This window comes from Acidaminobacterium chupaoyuni, from assembly GCF_047936785.1.
Taxonomy (GTDB): domain Bacteria; phylum Bacillota; class Clostridia; order Oscillospirales; family Butyricicoccaceae; genus Acidaminobacterium; species Acidaminobacterium chupaoyuni.
Genome location: NZ_CP176394.1, coordinates 1,911,596 through 1,931,416, shown reverse-complemented (window position 1 = coordinate 1,931,416; position 19,821 = coordinate 1,911,596). Strand labels below are relative to the sequence as shown.

The window sequence follows — 19,821 nt, the reverse complement described above, 5'->3', positions numbered from 1 at the left end:
GCTATGACAGAAGGTTTGATTTGGCTGGCCATGGGCATATGGAACATTTTGATCTATCGGCTGGGACTGAGGGACGGCAGCAATTTAGCGCGGGGGAAAACCTTGGCGGCGGGAAAAAACTCGGCTGCAAACGCAGCGACGGAGCGCATGCACGCCATTATGGAAAATATCGAGCGCTATAACGGCACGGCGAGAAACCAAAAGGAGGTGAAATAAATGAAAACAGCGGAACAGGGATGGAACGCCCCTGAAATATGGGAACTTTATGAAAGAGGGATCGCACACCACGAACAGACCGCGCTTTATGAAAAAACAGAGCAGGCTTATCGATTCTTTTTGGGGGAACAATGGGCCGGGATCAAAAGCGGCGGTGAGGAATTGCCGCAATATAACTTTATTCAATCGATCGTGGAGCATAAAGTGGCCAGCGTGGCCATGAACACCATGAGCATTACTTACACGCCGCTGGAGGAAATGCAGGAAAAACAGGGGAAAACGGCGGAGCTTTGCCGAACCCTGACGCGCTTTGCCGCCAAACAGTGGGAACGCCTGAAAATGGACCAGAAATGCTGGGAAACGGTGAAAGACGCCTGCATTGCCGGGGAAGGATATCTATACTTTTATGACGGACAGTGCAGCGCCCAAAAAATCGACAAGGCAAACCTTTATTTGGCCAACGAACAATGCGACGATCTGCAGAAGCAGGAATATTTGATCATTGCGGAAAGACCCACTGTTGCGGAAATTAAAAAGGCGGCGAGGGCTTATGGCATTGAGGAAGCCCAGATCGGCAGGATCACAACGGATGAAGCGCCTTGGCAAGAAGAAAAAGAACGGGAGCGCGCACAGGAAAAAAGACAGCAGACAGAGGAGGAGCGCGGACGATGCACGGCCCTGCTGATGCTTTATAAAGATGAAGCGGGCACGGTTTGCTGTTTGAGATGCACGAAAGAGGTGATATTTCGCCCGCCGGTGAGACTTTGCGGCGCGGGCGGAAGAGGATTGAAGCGATATCCCATCGCTTCTTATCTCTGGATGAAACAGCGCGGCAGCGCCAGAGGGATCGGCGAGGTGACGCCTTTGATCCCGAACCAGATCGAAGCCAACAAAATGCTGGCGCGGCGATTGATGAACGCCAAGCTGACGGCTTTTCCGCGAATGGTTTATAACGCGGACAAGGTGACCAACGAAGAAGCGATGGAAGAAGCGGGAGCATCCATCAAAGTGAGAGACATGCAGGCTTCACGGGTGGGGGATCTGATCAGCTATCTGGCGGCGGAGCCGATGTCGCCGGATGCACGGGAACTTTCGGAAGAACTGGTGAGCAGATCGCGCGATCTGGCGGGCGCAGGCGACGCCGCAATGGGCGAGATCAACCCCGAAAAGGCCAGCGGCGCGGCCATCATCGCGGTGAGAGACCAGGCGGCTTTGCCATTGAACGAGCAGATCGCGGCGTTTCGACAGTTTATTGAAGATGTCGCCGCCATCTGGTTCGAGATCTGGGCGGCTTATCACCCGATGGGCTGGCAGATGGGTAACCAGACCCTGACAGCCCAAGATCTGATGAATATGAGAGTGGGCATCCGAATCGATGTGGCACCCAACAATCCGTTTTCAAAATTCGCCCAGGAGCAGGCACTGGAAAAGCTTTATCTTTCGGGGGCCATCACCTTTGAAGAATATGTTTATTCACTGGATGAAAATGCGGCGGCGCCCAAGCAGAAACTGGCGGATATTTTAAAACAGAGGGCAAGAAAAAGCGGACCCGAAGATAAAACAAGCGGCGGCAAGGAACAGCCGCCGAGAAAGGAGGAACAGAAAAATGGAACTGACGACTTATATTCTGCCGGAGCTTTTGATCTTGATTCCGGTTTTGACGATAGCGGGCGGGATGATGAAGAAAACAGCCCGGCTGGCAGACAGTAAGATCCCCGCGCTGCTGGGCATTTGCGGGATGATCCTGGCGACGGTCTGGGAGGTTTGCCATTTCGGCATCAGCGCCGAAAGCTTTTTTTCGGGCGTTACCCAAGGCATCCTTTGCGCCGGGGCAAGCGTTTATGCAAACCAAATCAAAAAGCAGAAGGAAAAGAGCGAAGAAGCATGACACTGGATATTCGGGAAAGAATTTTGAAAAAGGGCGCCCAGAACAGGCCCGGCAGGAGCAACCCCTGCAGATATATCACGATACACGAAACAGCCAACACCAAGGCGGGCGCTGACGCCGCAGCTCACGCGGCATATCTGGCCAACACCACCCAAAAGGTAAGCTGGCATTTTACCGTGGATGACCACGAGATCTGGCAGCACCTGCCGGAAAACGAAGATGCTTTTCACGCGGGCGACGGAAACGGCGCGGGAAACCGAACCAGCATCGGCATCGAGCTTTGCGTCAACCGCGACGGGAATTTTGAGCAGACACTGAAAAACGGCGCATGGCTTGTGAAACAGCTGATGCAGCGGCATCATATTCCACCCGCCAATGTGGTGCAGCATCATTACTGGTCGGGCAAAAATTGCCCGATGACGCTGAGAAACACAAACAGATGGGAGGAGTGGAAAACAATGATCCGGAAGGAATTATCGGTGAAAGAAGCGCTGGAAAGCCTTTATGCAAAGGGCGTTATCAACAGCCCTGAATATTGGGAGGAAGCAGTGGGGATTGTGAAAAACCTGGATCTTCTGCTGGTGAAGATGGCACAGGCCCTTTTATAAAAGCACGGCCCGCGGCCATTTGTTGAGCCGCCGGCAGGCAGCTTGAAACATTCGAAAAAGCTCGGGCAGAAAGAGAAGAGGTGAAAGGCAAATATGGATTCTGAAACAATCATGATGATTTTAGCTGTTTTGGGAGGCTTTATCGGCGTTGGCGGCTGGCTTTCTGCCCGAGAAAAGACTTTGAAGCAAGACGCACAGTGGAGAGGGCGCATCGATGGCAAACTGGATATGCTGATGGAACTGAAACCCCAGATCACCCGCATTGAGCAGCAGATGCAGCAGACGGGGGAAGCTTTGGCCGTTCATGAGCGCGAGATCACGGCTTTGAAAGAGAAGAACAGAGAGCAAAGAATGATTTCATAAAAGTTATGAATAACTATTGACAAGTATGTATAATTATGCTATTGTTTCAATAACATAAAAATTATTGGAGGCAATAGACATGATGAAGCCGGAAATTCTTTTCCTGAAACAGGAAGATGTGATCAAAGCAGGGCTGCTGGACATGAAGATGGTATTGAAAGAAACGGAAAAGACCTTTCAGATGATCGGCAAAAATGAGATCATCAACCCCACCAAGGTGTTCATGGGCATGCCGAACAACGACAATTGGGATTCTTACTGTATGTCGATGCCTGCATATATCGGCGGAGAAGTGGACACGGCGGGGTTTAAATGGGCCGCGGAATCAAAGGCAAACAGCCAGCTGGAGGGCGTCCCTTATGGAATCGATATCGTTATTTTGAGCGACCCCAAAACGGTTTTCCCAAAAGCCATTTTAGACGGAACGATCACGACCGCGATGCGCACCTCGGCGACAGCCGGTGTGATGGCAAAGTATAACGCGCATAAAAATACAAAAATTGCTTGCCTGGTGGGTGCGGGGGTGATCGGCCGCACCATGATTATGGCTATGACGGAAGCAGTGCCCACTTTGGAAGAAATCCATCTGGTGGATCTGGATTTGCCTAAGGCGGAAGCTTTGGCCAAAGAATTTGAGGGGAAGATCAGCCCGGTGATCTACACCGGAACCGATGTGAAGGCCGCTGTGGAAAACGCCGACCTGCTGGTGACAGAAACCACCTCGAGAAAACCGTTCATTAAAAAGGAATGGCTGAAAAAAAGCAACATGACCGTCATCCAGATGGAAGCACAGGCGGTGGAAAAGGACATCCTTTTAGGGGCGGACAGAATCGTTTTGGATAACTGGAACCAGATGAGCCACTTAAACGGCATCTTGGTGCATGAACTTTTCGAATCAGGCGAACTGACAAAAGACCAAATCGTTGAAATCCCCCAGATGGTAAACGGCATGAAAGTTCGCCAGAATGACGAACAGTTCGTGTTTTGCGGATCGGCAGGCGTAGGCTCGGTGGATATCATGCTGGCGGCCAAGCTTTATGAAAACGCAAAGGCCATGGGCATTGGAACAAAACTGAATCTTTGGGAAAACCCTTTGTGGGTTTAAAATAAAAACGGCAGGGAACCTTCGGGCTCCCTGCCGTTTCGCGCATTGGAATGAGAGTTTAATTGCGATGAGAGAAAAAGAGCGGCTCAAACAATTTGTTTGAGCCGCTCTAAAAGCATGTTAAAGCAGATCAGTCAAAATCAGGGATTCAGAGAATTCATCATATCCATGAAGTTGATCAGCGTGACATTGGATGCGGGCTGCTTTGCAGGTGTTTTTGTGGTTTCGCTGAAGTTCATATCTACATTGCAATCCAGTTTGAACATATTGGGAACATCCATAGTGACCTTGGCGGTGCTCTTGGAGCTGTTGTAGGAAGATTCCATTGTCATGTTCATGCCGTTTTGCGAGGCGGTGATATTCATTGTGGCGCCGGTGATATCTTTGCCGGATTCGGTGAGCGTCATTTTCATGGTAATTTTAGCGCCCTGTTCTTCTGTGGTAACGGAAGAAGTGTAGGTGCTGCCGCTCTTCGTGAAGGCATTGTCGCCGAACATTTTTTCGCAAAGCTTGAAGGCTTCAGCAATATTTTCATAAGCATCGTCTTCATCGGCCATCATCGGCAGGATCATCTGCAGGGAATCGGCAAATTTTGCGGAATTTGTGTTCATGTTGACCAGCGCGGCAAAATCGAGGTTGATACCCAGCATCGAGCGATACATTTCGGAAATATCGATGAAGAACCATGCATTCTCAGGGATGGAAGGATTGACGGTATGCATCATGGGCATATTCAGATACATCATGCCGGTCTTCATATTAATGATATAGTTGGCGTCGATGTTCTTCAGAGCTTCCATCTGGGCTTTTTCTTCGGCTGTCATGTCGGAAGTCAGAGCAGAAAGATCCATAGCCAGTTTGGCGGCCATCTCAACAGATTCGGGGCTGGTGACGCCGTTCACTGTGCCGGAAACACCGAAAGGCATTGTCTGGCCGTCTTGGGTCATCTGCATGGACATTTTCAAGGTTCCGCTGAAAGCAAGTGTTTTCTTGCTCTGTGCGGCATTGGAAGCCAGATAACGATCCATCAAAGAGAACTTGCCGGCATAAGTGTTCATCAGTTTGCTGCCGTCGATGATGTTAACGGTTTTTGTGTTTTGGCTCCAGCCGACTGTGCTGCCCAAAGATTGCGCGGCAAAACGAACGGGAACCAGAGTGCGGTCGCTCTTGGCATCGATAAAAGAAGCGGCGTCTGTTTTTACAACAGTGGTGACACCGTTTTCTGTTACCTTTACTTCGGAAGAACCGATTTTGAATTCGACAGTTTTGCCATCGAGTTTTGCGATGATCGTGCGTGCGTCGTTTTGATAATCTACGGTTGCGCCGAGAGCTTCAAACACGGCACGGAAGGGAACATAGGTGCGGTCGTTGATCAGCTCGGGAGTAACATCGGTGAAATTGATGGGCTTGCCATCTAAAACGACCGAAATTGCCGAAGCGGGGGCGGGAGAGATCACGGGCACATCTGCGGCAAAAACACTGACAGTGAGAACCATCATCAAAGCCATAGAAAGTGCCAGAGCTTTTTTGAACACATGCTTCATAATACATTCCTCCTAAAAAAATTAAACACCTTGGTCGAATTTAGTATACGACGAATTTACTGGAAATGCAAGGAAGCAAAAAGGTTTTTGCATAGCCGTTGACTTATAATTCGATATGTTTCCATTTTCCGCGGCGGAACCGGGTCATGTTCAAGGTGAGACGCGTATATTGATCGAGCAGAAAGCCCAGCCAGGCGCCCACAAGACCCAGCCCCAGCGGGGTGCAGAAAAGCCAGCCGGCAAAGGGGCGAAGAAAAGTGATGGAGATCAGAGAGGTGACGGCCACATATTTGGTATCGCCCGCCACGCGCAGGCAATTGGAAAAGATGACCTGAGAAACCTGCCCGGGAACCATCAGCGCCATGATAATGATGATCTGTGAGCCCAGGGCGATGATATCGGGTTCGGAAGAGAACGGCAAAATGAGAAAACGGCGGAACACAATGAAAAGCGTCACCAGCACGGCGCCAAGACAAAGGCCCACACGCTGGGCAACATTGCCATAGGCCGAAGCGAGATCGGGGCGCTTCCGCCCCAGATTCTGCCCCACCAAAGAAGCCGAAGAAGCCGCAAGGCCATCGCCCAGCGAGAAGGAAAGATTGATCAGATTCATGCAGATCTGGTGGGTGGCAAAAGCGGTGGTGCCCAGCCCGGCGACGATTTTGGCAAAGGTGAAAAATCCGATGCGCATGAAGACCTGTTCGATGGCGGCGGAAGCGCCTACATTCATAAGCGAAGAGAAATTGCGCTTATCGGGCAGGAACGATTCGTGAAAAGAGACATGCAGAAATTGATCTTTGCGCAGAACAGAAGAAAGCGCCAGACCGAAGCCCGCAAGATAGCCGATCACCGTGGCAATGGCGGCGCCGCGCACTTCAAGACGGGGAAAGCCCCAGTTTCCGCCGATGAGCAGATAGTTGAAGAAAACATTCACAAGGTTTGCCACAAGGTTGGTGCGGAAAGAAAGACGGGTGTTGCCAACACCGCGCTGGGCCGCATTAATGGCCATCATCAGGGTGTTGAGAAAAGTGCCGCCCATCAAAATTTGAAAATAGCCCACCGCGTTATCGATGGTATCGGCCTGGGCCCCCGCAAATTTCAGCAGCGGGTGAGCGAACAGGATGCCCAGGGTGGAAAGCAGCAGCGATAAAATCAGAATCAGCAGCAGCGACTGGCGAAGGGTATGATTGGCGGATTGACGGTCGTTTTCACCGCGGCGGCGCGATACGACGGCGGTGATGCCCACATTCAGCGACATGAACAAGGCCAAAACGATGAAGCGGGGCTGGTTGGTCAAGCCCACTGAGGCGATGGCCGCGGAACCCAGCCCGCCCACCATGATGGTATCCATCATGCTGACGAGCGAGGTCAGAATGGATTCGCACATGGAAGGCCATGCGATGCGGAAAGTATCTCTCAGCGCCTCTGAAGCATTGGGCAGAGGCTGGCCGATGCGGTCGGAAGGCTTTAAAAAGATCTGCGGGCTGAAAAAACGCTCGAAAAGAGAAGAAGTCTGCGTGGGAAACACCTCCGTTTTGGTTTGTGTTAAGCTATCTAACAGTATAGCACACTTTGGGAAAAAGCAACATGAAAACAAATGAAGAAGGTGTTTTGACAGAGTATGGTTATTTGGAGTATACTATTACTGCTTATTAAGGAAGAACGGCTCGATGAAGGCATGGCTTGGCGCTGAAAAGCTTCACCGCCCGGGCGCATGCGTTTCGCTGAAAAAGAGCAGAAAGAACTTTTCGCGGCACCGCGGAAAGAACGAAAGGAAAGAACCATGAATTTTATTGAAATTACCATAGAAACCACCACGGCAGGCGCCGAACAGATCACCGAGCGTCTGGAAGATATCGCCGGCGGATTTGTGGTGGATGACCCGCAGGATCTGGAAGACCTGATGAACGCGCCTTCGCCGCGCTGGGATTATATCGATGAGAAACTGGTGGTGGAAAAAAAGGGCGCCGTCACGGTGCGCTTTTATTTAAATGAAGACGAAGCGGGCATGATCGCCGCGCAGGAAGCGCAGGCAAGGATCGCGCAGATGGGCCGCGAGGCGGAAGCAAGCGGCTGGGGCACGCTGCGTTTCGAAAAGAAAAGCGTGCAGAGCGAGGATTGGGAAAACAACTGGAAGCAATATTATAAACCGTTCCGCGTGGGCCGGCGTCTGATGGTAAGGCCTTCGTGGGAAGAAGTGGAGCCTATCGAAGGATGCACCGTTTTGACGATGGATCCGGCTTCGAGCTTTGGAACGGGAAGCCACGCCACCACCCGGCTGTGCCTGGAGGAACTGGAAAGCATGGATTGCGCGGGCAGAACGATGCTGGATGCCGGATGCGGCAGCGGCATTTTAGCGATCGCGGGCCTGCTTCTGGGGGCCGAACGGGCTGTTTGCTGCGATGTGGAAGAAAACGCCGCAGCAGCCACCCGCGAAAATTTAGCCAAAAACGGCATTGCAAAGGAAAGAACGGCCGTTTACTGCGGCGATTTTTTAAGTTCGCAGGCAACCTTTGACGCTGTGCAGGGGCAATATGACCTGATCACCGCCAACATTGTGGCCGATGTGCTGATCGCCATGGCGCCGCTGCTTTGCAAATGGCTGACCAAAGAAGGCGATTTGCTGCTTTCGGGCATTATTGAAGAAAGATGCGCCGAAGTGGAAGCCGCCTATCAGAAGCAGCAAATGCTTTTCAGCCGGGAATCTCATCGCGACGGCTGGGTGATGATCCATTTAAAACACCGGAAATAAGAAAAGTTTTCCTCTATAACTTCTCTTTGGCTATGGACAAGTTATCGCTTTTTTGCTAAAATATTTTGTATTGCCATGAGGATAGAATGGAGGATCTGCGGTTTGCGGTTTTTTATTGATAAAGATCACATCACAGAAGGTCGCATTCTTCTGACCCCCGAAGATTCTCAGCATATCGTGCGCGTGCTGCGCAAACGGGTGGGGGAAGAACTGGAGCTATGCGATGGGCAGGGAACGGATTATTCCGGAATTCTTTGCAGCATCGATCAAGAACGGGTGCAGGTTCGGCTGGATTCTGCCAGACCGTCACAAACCGAACCCACGGCGGAAGTAACGCTGTATGCGGGGCTTTCCAAAGGGGAACGCTTTGATTTTCTGATCCAGAAAGCAGTGGAACTGGGGGTATCCCGCATCGTTCCGTTCACTTCGCGCTATTGTGTTATAAAGGTTGACGCCAAAGAAAGCGCCAAAAAACAGGCAAGAATGCAGAAGATCGCGCTGGAAGCCTGCAAACAGTCGCTGCGCGGCAAAATCGTCGAGATCGGCGAGATATGCACTTATCAACAGGCGCTGAAACAGGCGGCGTTATCACAATGCCCTTTGCTTTTATATGAGAAGGAAAATCGGTCTTCGCTGAAAACAATTTTACAGGAACACCGGCAGGACTCTTCGTTTGCGGTGATCACAGGCCCGGAAGGCGGATTTTCTCAGGAAGAAGCCCGGCAGGCGCTGGAAGCTTCGATCCCTTCCGTTTCGATCGGCAACCGCATTTTGCGCTGTGAAACAGCGCCGCTGGCGGCATTATGCGCCATTATGTATGAGACATCGAATTTTGATTTTGGAGTGTGAGAACTTGAATAAGCAAAATAAGAAAATGCAGAATGTAGAGCACGATTATGTGACCAACCGCGTTTTGACCATGTTCGGCGGTGGAATTTTGCTCATTGCGTTTACTACATATTTAAGAAACTGTCTGACTTATGCGTCATCGATCACAACGGGGTTGGTGGCTTCGAAAATCGGCGTTTATCTGGGCATTGCGGGTTTTGTTTTCGGGCTGATCTGGAATGTGACAGCTTTAAAAAAGGGCAAATATAACCACGAGACTTTGTTTAACGGCACAGGGCTGATGATGTTCGGCGTTTTGCTGGCGATCTGTTCCTGGATGATCACCGGCCTTGGCGTTGAGCGGGCAACACGCATCGCTTATATTCTCATTCCCGTTTGTGCATTGCTTTATTTGATCTACAGCGTTTATCTGCGCGAATTTTTCACTGTTGCGGCGGGGCTGACAGGCGTGGTGTTTTGCGCATGGCTGGTCATGCAGACCCATGGCAGCACAAGCTTTTCGGGCATCGTGGTAGTGTTTTTGGCCCTGGGCCTGGTGATCTGCCTGCTGATGGAAGGCGTTTATCTGGCTACGCGAAAAAACGGGGGAAAGATCCGCTTCGGCAAACGAAAAATCGCCGTTTACGGCCAGAACACAAGGCATCTGTTCGTGCTGGCGGCGGTGCTGCTGGGGGCGGCTGTGCTGGCGGCTGCGTTTTTCTTGGGCGCGCCCTGGGGATATTATGCCATGTATACGCTGATCGGCGTGATCTTCATCGAGGCCGTTTATTATACCGTTAAAATGATGTAAGCAGCATTTTCAAAAAAATGCGAAAAAGTTTGAAAAAAGTATTGACTTTCATGCGAGCCGCCGATATAATATATCTTGCTCGCATCGGTACGGCGGCATAGCTCAGTTGGCTAGAGCATTCGGTTCATACCCGAACGGTCGTAGGTTCAAGTCCCACTGCCGCTACCATGTTTGGCCCGTTGGTCAAGAGGTTAAGACACCGCCCTTTCACGGCGGTATCGCGAGTTCGATTCTCGCACGGGTCACCATTTTTGAAACAGCAGAAGTTTTCTTCTGCTTCTCTGGAGGCATAGCTCAGCTGGTTAGAGCGTTCGCCTCACACGCGAGAGGTCGTTGGTTCGAGCCCAACTGTCTCCACCAGAGTAATGGCGTTCCCCATTATGAAATATGAATGAGGAACGCTATTTTTCACTAAAAAATCTATAAACGGCCCGTTGGTCAAGAGGTTAAGACACCGCCCTTTCACGGCGGTATCGCGAGTTCGATTCTCGCACGGGTCACCAAAAAAAAGGTATCGTTTAGGCAAAAGCTTAGGCTATACCTTTTTTTCATACCCGAATAAGACAAGCATTTTGCAGAAGGAGCGTGTGATGATGAACCGCATGAATATTATCTGCCTGGGCGTGAGAGATATGGGAAAAGCCATTCGATTCTACCGTGACGGCCTGGGCTTTCAAACAGAGGAGAAAGACGATCATCCGCCGGTGATTTTCTTCAGCACATCCGGAACCAAGCTGGAACTTTATCCGCTGGACCTTCTGGCAAAGGATATCAGCGAGAGCGCTCCGCCGGCCTTGGGCACGGGTTTTGGCGGCATTACACTGGCCTATAACGCCAAAAGCAAAGAAGAAGTGATCGAAGTGACAGAACTGGCCCGCAAAGCGGGGGCCACCGTTGTGAAAGAGCCGCAGGAAGTGTTCTGGGGCGGTTTCCATGCTTATTTCGCGGATCCTGACGGTTATTATTGGGAAGTCGCGTGGGGCCCCAATTTCGAATTCGATGAAAAAGACATGCTGGTTTTATAAACACAGCGCCATCCGTCATCTCTGATGAAAAACGCAGTGCCGCGGCTTGAAAGGGCCTGATGGCCTTTTGAGAAGGCGGCGCGGAAGGAAACGCCATGGAAAGGAGAATATCCCGCCCATGGCGTTTTTATTGCAAGGGGAAAGTGTGCGTGGTTTTCGGGAGAGCATTTGCCAAAAGAAGCAGGCGCGCCGAAACATGATTTTTGCGCCGCCTTCATTTTATGGGTTGCAGGGAAGGAAAAGCAACATTATAATAAAAGCATCACAAAGCAGAAGAAGGCAAAGATCTGCCGGTGAAAAAAGCCACGCAGCGGTGAGAAAAAGAGGGAAGAGCATGGAAGAATTTCAGTTTGCGCATTTCAGCGATATTCATTTTATTGCCAAAAACAGCAGCGAATTTGTGAAAAGCCTGCCCCAAATCGCCCATAACCCCCGCGATGTTCTGGAAGAAGCCCTGCTGCAAGCCGCCAAAGAACCTTTGCAGTTTGTCTTGCTGACGGGCGATATTGTTCACGAGGGCGAAGTGGAAGAATATAGAGCGGTAAAAAATTTGTTCCAAAGATTTTTGCCGGGGATCCCGATCTTTGCGGCGGCGGGAAACCACGATCGCCGCAAGGCCATGTGCCTGGGCCTGGAAGGCTGGCTGCCGAAAGAGGATGCGCCTTATATCCGCAGCAGCCGCGTGGGCGGGCTGCGGGTGGTCGCGCTGGATTCGGCATACACTTGCCCAATGGATGGCGAACTGACAGAAGAACAGCTGATCGTTCTGCATGATATTCTGCGGGAACCCGCGCCCTGCGGAACGCTTCTGATTTTGCACCATCCGCTCTGCGCCCAAAAACAGCGGCTGGCCATGAAAATGCCCGATGCTTTGAAAGCCTGTTTGGAACTAAGCGAGATCAAAGGTATTTTTACGGGGCATCTACACCATGCGGAAACAGGGGAACTGATGGGCATCCCTCATTTTATTTCAAATTCCTTGTCTTTTGGCATTGAAACAGAAGAGACACAGCTGCGGTATACCGATCATTGCGCCTGGCAGCTTTGCAGGTTCAGCGAAGAGGATGGCTTTTCGGTGAAAATCAAAGAAGTGGTGAAAGAAAGCAAAACTTTGAAAACCAAGCCTTATCCCGTTGATTGAATATTCGGCGGGACCCAAAAATATAGATCGATGAACAGGAAACCTAAAAAGCAATAAAAAACAAAAACACCCCGGCCGTCATCCGAGGTGTTTTTGCGTTAAAAAAGAAGAGTGAGATGGGTTATGAAAAACGAATAATGGTGCTGCTAAGGGAACAAGCAACCGGCATCAACCGGGGAAGGATCGATTTCCGATTGCATGTTTAGTATAACCGGAGTTTATGACTGTAATTCGCATTTTTTGTGAATAAAAAGTAAAGAAAAACAGTTTGGAGGTATGCATGGAACTTTTAGGGCAAATGAATCAAAAAAGCTATGTGATGAAACTCACCTGGCCGATCTTTATCGAATTGATCCTGCAGATGCTGGTGGGCAATGTGGATCAGATCATGGTGGGGCGCTATTCTCAGCAGGGGGTCGCCGCCATCGGCAACGCCAACCAGATCTTGAATTTGCTGCTGATCACCTTCAGCGTCATCTGCACGGCATCCACCATTTTGATCTCTCAATACAGCGGCGCCAAAGAGCGCGGTCATATCCAGCAGACTTATGCGCTTTCCATCGTTGTCAATGTTTTTTTCAGCGGCATGATCAGCGCGCTTTTGCTGTTTGGAAGCCCTTTGATCTTCCGCATGATGAGTTTGCCGCAGGAATTGATGAAAGACGGCGTGATTTATTTGAGGATCATCGGCGCGGGCATGGTCCTTCAGGCGGTCTATCTCACTTATACCGCTTTCTTTCGCAGCAATGCGATGATGAAACAGACCATGGTGGTTTCGGTGGGCGTCAATATTTTGAATATTTTCGGCAATATGATTTTGATCAACGGGATGTTCGGCATCCCGCCGATGGGTGTGGCGGGCGCCGCCATTTCAAGCGTGGTCAGCCGGCTGATCGGCGCCATCGTCATCATCGTGATGTTCCGCAAGATCAGGGGGGAGAAAATCAAATTCTCTTCGCTGGTGCCGTTCCCGCGGGCTTTGTTGAAAAAGCTTTTGGGCATCGGCGTGCCTTCGGCGGGGGAATCGCTTTCTTACAGCTTATCGCAGGTGGTGATACAAAGCATCTGCAATCTGCTGCCGGTATATGTGATCACAACGCGCGTTTATGCCAATATGTTCGCCAACTTTTCTTATATCTATGTTTCGGCGATTTCACAGGCGGCGCAGATCGTGGTGGGTTACCTGATGGGGGCCAGGCAGATCGATGCAACGGCCGAGCGTGTGAACGCAACGCTGAAGATCTCGCTGAAAACAGCGCTTGTGATGTCGGTGCTTGTCTGCATTTTTGCAAAACCGCTGGCCGGGCTTATGACCAAAGATCAGCGCGTGATCGAGCTGTTTCAAAAAATAGCGCTCTGTGAGATCGCGCTGGAGCTGGGCAGGGCTGTCAATATCGTGATGGTGCGCTCGCTGCAGGCCATCGGCGATATCCGTTTCCCTGTGACGATCTGCATCATCAGCGCGTGGCTTGTGGCGGTGGGGCTGGGCTGGCTTTTTGCCATTCGGCTGGGCTGGGGCCTCGTGGGCCTTTGGGTGGCCATGGCACTGGATGAATGCTTTCGCGCTTTTCTGTTTCTTTGGCGCTGGAAGGGCGGCAAATGGAAAGAAAAAAACCTGCTGGGCAACCTGTAAAACAACACAAGATCATAAAAAGGCGATATCTGCGAATGACAGATATCGCCTTTTTCGTTCGGGCATGAAACAAACACAGCCATTGAAAGTGATTGTATTTTTTAAAAAGATGTGATAGATTTTGAATAGTATAAAGCTGTGATAAAAAATCATCAGAATATCATAAATAACAGAATAGAACAGAACAACTTTTATGAATGGGCGATGGTAATGATGGATCAAGAAGCAAAGAAAGGCCCGCAACAGCCCCCTGAGCTCCCGACAAACTTTGTGGAAAAGTTCCCGGGGGGATTTGTGGTTTTTCGCGTCGAGGGCAAACGCCTGTCGCCGCTTTATTTGAGCGATAACTGGTGCAAAATGATGGGGAACACCCGTGAGCGCCTGATGGATCTTTATGCAGAAAATGCCCTGAACAGTGTGCATCCCGAAGATTTGCCGTGGCTTTCACAGCGGGTGGAAAAAGCTGTTGAAAACCGCCTGCCCATGAACTTGAATTATCGCGTCAACAATGGGAACGGGGAATACCGCTGGGTGAACCAAAGGGGCAGTTTTGTGACCACCGCCGATGGTAATGCGAATTATTATGCGGTATACCTTGATATTACCCCGGAAATGGAGGCCAGACAAAAACAGCAGGAAGCTCGGCAGGAGCTGATGGCCGTGATGGATCATACCAACATTATGTTTTGGGAATATGATATCCGGAAAGGATCCTGCATCAACGGATTCAAATCGATTCGTGATCTGAACATGCCGCCTGTGATGGAAAACTACCCCGAATGCGTGATCGAAAGCGGTTTTATCCATGCGGAATATGCGCAGGAATTCCGTATGGCCCATCAGAAACTGAAAGAAGGGGTTCCGCATCTCGAAATTTCCATCAAAGTCAATGAGCCGGGCGGCGGGATCGCCTGGAAAAAAGTGAAATATACCACTTTCTTCGGCAAAGACGGAAAGCCGCTGAGGGCGCTGGGAACCAGTGAGGATATCACCGAACAGAAGTATGCCGAAGAACGGTATCGCCAATCGGAAAAGTTCCGGCAATCGCTTTATGAAAAGGCGCTTGGGTCGTTCAAAATGAATCTGACACAAAACCGGTTCATGACAGGTGATCGGGTTTTATCCAGAATAGCCGATTCGAAAAAATATCAGACGGCGGATTCCGTTTTGGAATATGCCGCGGGGCGCTGCATCGATCAGCAGGCGGAAGAAAAGTTCCGCGCGGTTTTTTCAAGAAAGGCATTATTGGAGGCTTTTGAAAACGGTCAGAATTCCGTCAGCCTGGAGCATATTTTTGTTACGGGGCAGAACAAGCAGATTTGGGGCAAAACAACGGTCGAAATGATCCGGAATCCCGAAAACAGCGATGTGGAAGCCATTATTTATGCCATGGATATCACGCAGCAGAAAAACAAAGAGATTCTTATCAACGGCGTGGTAAGCGCGGAATTTGATTTTATCACCCAGATCAACGCCGCGACGGGTTATTATACCATGTATACGCAAAACCGGGAGGGATTGGAACTTCCCGCGTTGACCGGAGAAGATTTTTACCAAAAAAATGTGGAGTTTATCTATCGATATGTGGCCGAAGATGAGATCGAGCGGTGTATCGAAGAATCAAAGATCGAAAATATGGTGGCCCGGTTGGATCGCGAGGGGGATTACTTCACTTATTACCGCTCACGAAACCCCGATGGCAGCATCGGCCATAAAAAGCTGCATATCTTTTACAGCGATCAAAAAACAAAAATGATCTGTCTGGTGAGAACCGATATCACGCGGGATTATCAGGAACGGGAGAAGAAGAACGAAGCGCTTGAGGAAGCGCTGACCCTGGCCGAACATTCCAATCAGGCGAAAAGCAGTTTTCTTTCGCGGATGTCGCATGACATCAGAACCCCTATGAACGCCATCATGGGCATGACGGAACTGGCCAAGCAGGAGATCGATCACCCCGATAAGGTGATGGAAAGCCTGACAGTGATCGAACAGGCATCACAGCATCTGCTGAACATCATCAACGATATTCTGGATATGTCGCTGATCGAAAGCGGAAACACGGGCGAGATAAAAGAGCCGTTCGATCTGGCAGCGCAGATCGTGAGCATCCAGGAGATCATGGCTATTTTGCTGGCCGAGAAAAAGCAGAGCTTTCAGCTGACCCAAAGCCTGCATCACAAGCATTACATGGGCGATGCGGTTCGGCTGAAACGCGTATTGCTCAACCTGCTCAACAACGCTTCGAAGTTCACGGCGGAAGGGGGAGCCATCAAGCTTGAAATCGAAGAAAAAGCTTCGACGAACCCCCATATTTCGCTGGTAAAATTCAGTGTGGAAGATAACGGATGCGGCATCCCCGAAGACAAGCTGGAAACGATTTTTACGCCTTTTTCCCGCTTGGAAAATTCAATGCAGAGCGAGGGCACCGGCCTTGGCCTTTCTATTGTGAAAGGCATCATTGAAGCCAAGGGCGGAACCATCCATGTGAAGAGCGAAGTCGGTTCGGGTTCGGTTTTTACGGTGATTTTACCGCTGGAGATCGATGAATCTTACAGCGCCGAAAAAGAAGAGCGCCCAACTCAGGCGGCACCGAAGGCAAACGAGCTTTTGGGGATGCATATTCTGCTGGTGGAAGATCATCCCATTAACGCCAAGGTGGCAAAACGAATGCTGGAATCCTGCGGCGCCGCGGTGGATACGGCGGAAAACGGGAACTTGGGATATCAAAAATTCAGCCAAAGCCCGGCGGGCGCTTATGATTTGATCTTTATGGATATTCAGATGCCGGTGCTGAACGGCTATGAAGCCACAAGAAAAATCAGGGCCTGCGCCCATCCGCAGGCAAAATCGATCCCCATCGTGGCCATGACGGCCAACGCCTATGCCGATGATATCGATAAAAGCATCGAATGCGGCATGAATGGCCATATCGCAAAACCGATTTCCATGAACCAGCTTTTGAGGGCGATCAAAAGCATCAAACAGGAAAACGGCGGTTTTTGCGAATAAACAGAAAGCCTGATCCTGACCGTGTGAAACGGCGCAGGATCAGGCTTTTCTTGATTTTTTGGCATGTTTTGCGAAAGGGCGAAGAAAAATGCGGCAGATCAGTGAAGAAGATCCCACAGCTGGTTGATGGTTCCCGCGCCCATGGTAAACACAATGTCGCCTTCACGGGCGTTGCTGCGCAGATAGGCGGCGGCATCTTCAAAAGTGGGGGCAAACACACTGCCGGGGATCTTGGCGGCCAGATCGCGGGAGGAAATGCCGCTTTGATTGGTTTCGCGCGCGGCATAAATTTCAGATAACACTACCACATCCGCCAAAGAGAGCGCTTGCGCGAATTCATCGAAAAGGCAGATGGTGCGGGAATAGGTATGCGGCTGGAAAACGCAGATGATGCGTTTGAAATCCATGGATCTTGCCGTTTTCAGAGAAGCGGCGATCTCATCGGGATGGTGCGCGTAATCATCAAAGACCATGGCGCCCTGAAAATTGCCCTTATATTCGAAGCGGCGGCCCACGCCTGTATAATCGCTGAGCCCTTTGGAAAACACTTCGCCCGGGATGCCAAGGCGGATGGCCGCGGCGGCGGAAGCCAGCGCGTTGAGCATGTTATGTTCACCGGGAACTTTTAAAGCGACAGAGCAATAGAACTGATCGCCGTTGATCACATCAAAGGAATAAAATCCGTTTTTGCAGGTGATGCAATAGGGATGCACATCACAATGTTCGCCAAGGCCGAAGGTGACGACACGCCGCCCGCAGTTTTCGATGGCGCGCAGAACATTTTCGTTTTCGCCGTTTGCCACCACCAGCCCGTCTTCTTCGGGCACAAGCATGGCAAATTTGCGGAAGCTTGCGATAATATCATCGGTATCGCTGAAAAAATCCAAATGATCGCGGTCGATATTTAAAATCATCGCGATGGTGGGCAGAAAATTCAGAAAAGAATTTTTATATTCGCAGGCCTCGGCCACGAACAGATCGGTGGAACCGATATGCAGGCTGCCGCCGATGAGAGGCAGTTCGCCCCCCACCATAATGGTCGGGTCAAGCTGAGCATCGATCAAAACAGAAGAAAGCATGGAAGTGGTGGAGGTTTTGCCGTGAGTGCCCGCCACACAGATGGCGTGTTCATAACCGCGCATCAAAAGCCCCCAGGCCTGGGCGCGTTCCAAAACAGGCAGGCCGTTTGCGCGGGCGGCCACGATCTCGGGGTTTTGATCGGGAATGGCCGCGGTTCGGATGACCAGAGAGGCGTCGCCCAAATTCAGCGGCGAATGGCCGATCTGCACAGGGATATTTTCGGCGCGAAGCTTTTTCACGGCTTCGGAATCATCGCGGTCGGAGCCCTGCACCTTGGCCCCCATATGAACAAGAAGCCGCGCCAGCGCGCGCATGGAAACGCCGCCGATGCCGCAGAGATGTATGGTTTTGCCGCCTTGGATGGCGTTGAGAAGTTCTTGATAATCCATTGATATCATCATCCATTCTAAAATTAACCCCTGAGCAGGGCATTTATTCAAAAACAAGCATAAATATTATGGCCGGTATTTTTCTTTACCCTATCATTATATTGCATAGAGGGGGAAAGATAAACACTAAATTTCGATCTTGGGCAGAAACCTTAAGGTTTCTTTAAGATGCTGTACAAAAGTGCCGAGCTTTAGTATAATATATGATTGGGATAAAGAAGTCAACTGACAAAGGAGTGACAGGCAGATTGAAAGTGATGATTTTGACCGTTTCAACCGGATATGGGCACACCGCCACCGCAAACGCCATTGCAGATCGGCTGACAGAGATGGGCAATCAGGCCCAGGTGGTGGATGTATATAAATATATCAACAGCTTTATTTCAGAAACGCTGGATAAAAGCACAACGCTTTATACCAAAGTGGCGCCGGATATATACCGCGTGATCTATGATTATTTAGAGGGCGGCGTGGAAGTTGACCAAAAGAATGTTTTCCAGTTAGTCAACAAATTATGCGCCTATAAATTTTTTCATCTGGTCAAAGCTTTCGACCCGGATGTGATCGTTTGCACGCATTTGTTCGCGGCGCAGCTTGCCCATGAGATCAAACGGAAAGGCAAAACGCGAGCCCGCCTGGTGGGTATTATCACCGATTACACCATTCATCCTTATTGGGAAACCGTCACTTCGGTGGATTACATCATAACAGCCAGCGAGATGCTGACGCTTCGCGCCGTGAAACGCGGCATCCCCCACCAGAAAATCCTGCCCTTTGGCATCCCTGTTCACCCCAAATATCGCATGGCGCTTTCAAAATATCAGGCGCGGGAAAAACTGGGCCTGAAACTCAACGCCAAAGTGATTCTGCTGATGGGCGGCGGCCTGGGCTTTGGCATCGATGAAGATGAAGTGAGAAAAATATTCGAACTCAACAGCGATTGCGAAGTGATGGCCGTTTGCGGCAGAAACGAAAAGCAGAGGCTTCGTTTTGAAAAAATGAAGCAGGAATATAACTATATCAACCTGCATCCCTATGGATTTGTGGATAATGTGCAGGAAATGATGGATGCGGCGGATTTTCTGATCTCAAAACCGGGCGGCCTTTCGGTATCGGAGGCGCTGGCCAAAAATTTGCCCATGATCGTCATCAACCCCATCGCCGGCCATGAAGAACGGAACTTGGAATTTTTGCTCAATTCGGGCGTGGCCATCTATTCCACCAAAACTTTTCCGCTGGATGAAGCGGTGAATTTTTTCCTGCAAAGCCCGCGGCGGCTGGAAACCATCCGCGAAAGCATTGCGGAAATTGCAAAACCCGATGCACTTGAAAAAATTTGTGATTTTTTGACCAATATGCCGCTGAATATCAGAAGCATGGCCGTTGATCAAGAACCTCAAAAATAAATTCAAAACAATTGAATTGG

Annotated in this window: 17 protein-coding genes and 4 tRNA genes; 18 read left to right on the top strand and 3 right to left on the bottom strand. The window is 50.4% G+C overall.

Going from position 1 to position 19,821, the window contains the following annotated elements; translation table 11 throughout:
- The first annotated feature begins 3 nt into the window (after nt 1-3).
- From ACJA3I_RS09245 to ACJA3I_RS09220, 6 genes are all read left to right on the top strand, one after another.
- Nucleotides 4-216 (top strand): hypothetical protein, encoded by a 213-nt coding sequence (locus ACJA3I_RS09245; RefSeq protein ID WP_458862311.1) that lies wholly within the window; start codon nt 4-6, stop codon nt 214-216.
- Complete coding sequence (locus ACJA3I_RS09240) at nt 217-1,926, top strand: hypothetical protein (RefSeq protein ID WP_458862310.1); 1,710 nt, start codon at nt 217-219, stop codon at nt 1,924-1,926.
- Nucleotides 1,892-2,104, top strand: coding sequence for a phage holin family protein (locus ACJA3I_RS09235; protein ID WP_458862309.1), 213 nt, complete (start codon nt 1,892-1,894; stop codon nt 2,102-2,104). The genes ACJA3I_RS09240 and ACJA3I_RS09235 overlap by 35 nt, the downstream gene beginning before the upstream one ends.
- Entirely contained in the window at nt 2,101-2,712 is a 612-nt protein-coding gene (locus ACJA3I_RS09230) for a peptidoglycan recognition protein family protein (protein WP_458862308.1), read from the top strand. The genes ACJA3I_RS09235 and ACJA3I_RS09230 overlap by 4 nt, the downstream gene beginning before the upstream one ends.
- A 93-nt stretch (nt 2,713-2,805) precedes the next feature.
- Nucleotides 2,806-3,075 (top strand): hypothetical protein, encoded by a 270-nt coding sequence (locus tag ACJA3I_RS09225; protein WP_458862307.1) that lies wholly within the window; start codon nt 2,806-2,808, stop codon nt 3,073-3,075.
- Between the two features lie 79 nt (nt 3,076-3,154).
- Nucleotides 3,155-4,180: an ornithine cyclodeaminase family protein gene (locus ACJA3I_RS09220; protein ID WP_458862306.1), complete on the top strand. Its 1,026-nt coding sequence runs from the start codon at nt 3,155-3,157 to the stop codon at nt 4,178-4,180.
- A 140-nt stretch (nt 4,181-4,320) separates the two neighbouring features.
- On the opposite strand, the gene ACJA3I_RS09215 is transcribed toward ACJA3I_RS09220, so the two are convergent.
- Together ACJA3I_RS09215 and ACJA3I_RS09210 are read right to left on the bottom strand one after the other, a co-directional pair.
- Nucleotides 4,321-5,724 carry a copper amine oxidase N-terminal domain-containing protein gene (locus ACJA3I_RS09215; RefSeq protein WP_458862305.1) on the bottom strand — a complete coding sequence of 468 codons (1,404 nt, stop codon included), beginning with the start codon at nt 5,722-5,724 and terminating at the stop codon, nt 4,321-4,323.
- A gap of 103 nt (nt 5,725-5,827) precedes the next feature.
- Nucleotides 5,828-7,252 carry an MATE family efflux transporter gene (locus tag ACJA3I_RS09210; RefSeq protein WP_458862304.1) on the bottom strand — a complete coding sequence of 475 codons (1,425 nt, stop codon included), beginning with the start codon at nt 7,250-7,252 and terminating at the stop codon, nt 5,828-5,830.
- 255 nt (nt 7,253-7,507) lie between these two features.
- Here ACJA3I_RS09210 and prmA point away from each other — a divergent pair, with 255 nt between their 5' ends.
- The 11 genes from prmA to ACJA3I_RS09155 all read left to right on the top strand — a co-directional run bounded on the left by prmA (nt 7,508) and on the right by ACJA3I_RS09155 (nt 16,926).
- Nucleotides 7,508-8,476 carry a 50S ribosomal protein L11 methyltransferase gene (gene prmA / locus ACJA3I_RS09205; protein WP_458862303.1) on the top strand — a complete coding sequence of 323 codons (969 nt, stop codon included), beginning with the start codon at nt 7,508-7,510 and terminating at the stop codon, nt 8,474-8,476.
- Nucleotides 8,477-8,578: 102 nt separating this feature from the next.
- Nucleotides 8,579-9,325: a 16S rRNA (uracil(1498)-N(3))-methyltransferase gene (locus tag ACJA3I_RS09200; RefSeq protein WP_458862302.1), complete on the top strand. Its 747-nt coding sequence runs from the start codon at nt 8,579-8,581 to the stop codon at nt 9,323-9,325.
- Nucleotides 9,326-9,329: 4 nt separating this feature from the next.
- Complete coding sequence (locus ACJA3I_RS09195; protein WP_458862301.1) at nt 9,330-10,115, top strand: hypothetical protein; 786 nt, start codon at nt 9,330-9,332, stop codon at nt 10,113-10,115.
- A 91-nt stretch (nt 10,116-10,206) separates the two neighbouring features.
- A tRNA-Met gene (locus ACJA3I_RS09190) sits at nt 10,207-10,283 on the top strand.
- Nucleotides 10,284-10,288: 5 nt separating this feature from the next.
- Nucleotides 10,289-10,363, top strand: a tRNA-Glu gene (locus ACJA3I_RS09185).
- Nucleotides 10,364-10,398: 35 nt separating this feature from the next.
- Nucleotides 10,399-10,475 (top strand) — tRNA-Val (locus ACJA3I_RS09180).
- A 68-nt stretch (nt 10,476-10,543) separates the two neighbouring features.
- Nucleotides 10,544-10,618: transfer RNA gene (locus tag ACJA3I_RS09175), tRNA-Glu, on the top strand.
- An 87-nt stretch (nt 10,619-10,705) separates the two neighbouring features.
- Complete coding sequence (locus ACJA3I_RS09170) at nt 10,706-11,140, top strand: VOC family protein (RefSeq protein ID WP_458862300.1); 435 nt, start codon at nt 10,706-10,708, stop codon at nt 11,138-11,140.
- Between the two features lie 334 nt (nt 11,141-11,474).
- Nucleotides 11,475-12,281 carry a metallophosphoesterase family protein gene (locus tag ACJA3I_RS09165; protein WP_458862299.1) on the top strand — a complete coding sequence of 269 codons (807 nt, stop codon included), beginning with the start codon at nt 11,475-11,477 and terminating at the stop codon, nt 12,279-12,281.
- A 280-nt stretch (nt 12,282-12,561) separates the two neighbouring features.
- On the top strand, nt 12,562-13,914 hold the full coding sequence (locus ACJA3I_RS09160; RefSeq protein WP_458862298.1) for an MATE family efflux transporter: 1,353 nt from the start codon (nt 12,562-12,564) through the stop codon (nt 13,912-13,914).
- A gap of 204 nt (nt 13,915-14,118) precedes the next feature.
- Nucleotides 14,119-16,926 carry a PAS domain-containing hybrid sensor histidine kinase/response regulator gene (locus tag ACJA3I_RS09155; RefSeq protein WP_458862297.1) on the top strand — a complete coding sequence of 936 codons (2,808 nt, stop codon included), beginning with the start codon at nt 14,119-14,121 and terminating at the stop codon, nt 16,924-16,926.
- Nucleotides 16,927-17,024: 98 nt separating this feature from the next.
- Here the strand turns inward: ACJA3I_RS09155 and murC are convergent, their stop codons facing one another.
- Nucleotides 17,025-18,395, bottom strand: a complete 1,371-nt coding sequence (murC, locus tag ACJA3I_RS09150; protein ID WP_458862296.1) for a UDP-N-acetylmuramate--L-alanine ligase — start codon at nt 18,393-18,395, stop codon at nt 17,025-17,027.
- A gap of 257 nt (nt 18,396-18,652) precedes the next feature.
- Between murC and ACJA3I_RS09145 the strand changes: the two genes are divergently transcribed.
- Nucleotides 18,653-19,801, top strand: a complete 1,149-nt coding sequence (locus ACJA3I_RS09145; RefSeq protein ID WP_458863843.1) for an MGDG synthase family glycosyltransferase — start codon at nt 18,653-18,655, stop codon at nt 19,799-19,801.
- Nucleotides 19,802-19,821 lie beyond the last annotated feature (20 nt).

Bases quoted from the DNA above. Each gene is read 5' to 3' on its own strand.
- ACJA3I_RS09245 (WP_458862311.1), top strand. From the start codon at position 4: ATGACAGAAGGTTTGATTTGGCTGGCCATGGGCATATGGAACATTTTG.
- ACJA3I_RS09240 (WP_458862310.1), top strand. From the start codon at position 217: ATGAAAACAGCGGAACAGGGATGGAACGCCCCTGAAATATGGGAACTT.
- ACJA3I_RS09235 (WP_458862309.1), top strand. From the start codon at position 1,892: ATGATGAAGAAAACAGCCCGGCTGGCAGACAGTAAGATCCCCGCGCTG.
- ACJA3I_RS09230 (WP_458862308.1), top strand. From the start codon at position 2,101: ATGACACTGGATATTCGGGAAAGAATTTTGAAAAAGGGCGCCCAGAAC.
- ACJA3I_RS09225 (WP_458862307.1), top strand. From the start codon at position 2,806: ATGGATTCTGAAACAATCATGATGATTTTAGCTGTTTTGGGAGGCTTT.
- ACJA3I_RS09220 (WP_458862306.1), top strand. From the start codon at position 3,155: ATGATGAAGCCGGAAATTCTTTTCCTGAAACAGGAAGATGTGATCAAA.
- ACJA3I_RS09215 (WP_458862305.1), bottom strand. From the start codon at position 5,724: ATGAAGCATGTGTTCAAAAAAGCTCTGGCACTTTCTATGGCTTTGATG.
- prmA (WP_458862303.1), top strand. From the start codon at position 7,508: ATGAATTTTATTGAAATTACCATAGAAACCACCACGGCAGGCGCCGAA.
- ACJA3I_RS09170 (WP_458862300.1), top strand. From the start codon at position 10,706: ATGATGAACCGCATGAATATTATCTGCCTGGGCGTGAGAGATATGGGA.
- ACJA3I_RS09165 (WP_458862299.1), top strand. From the start codon at position 11,475: ATGGAAGAATTTCAGTTTGCGCATTTCAGCGATATTCATTTTATTGCC.
- ACJA3I_RS09160 (WP_458862298.1), top strand. From the start codon at position 12,562: ATGGAACTTTTAGGGCAAATGAATCAAAAAAGCTATGTGATGAAACTC.
- ACJA3I_RS09155 (WP_458862297.1), top strand. From the start codon at position 14,119: ATGGTAATGATGGATCAAGAAGCAAAGAAAGGCCCGCAACAGCCCCCT.
- murC (WP_458862296.1), bottom strand. From the start codon at position 18,395: ATGGATTATCAAGAACTTCTCAACGCCATCCAAGGCGGCAAAACCATA.
- ACJA3I_RS09145 (WP_458863843.1), top strand. From the start codon at position 18,653: ATGATTTTGACCGTTTCAACCGGATATGGGCACACCGCCACCGCAAAC.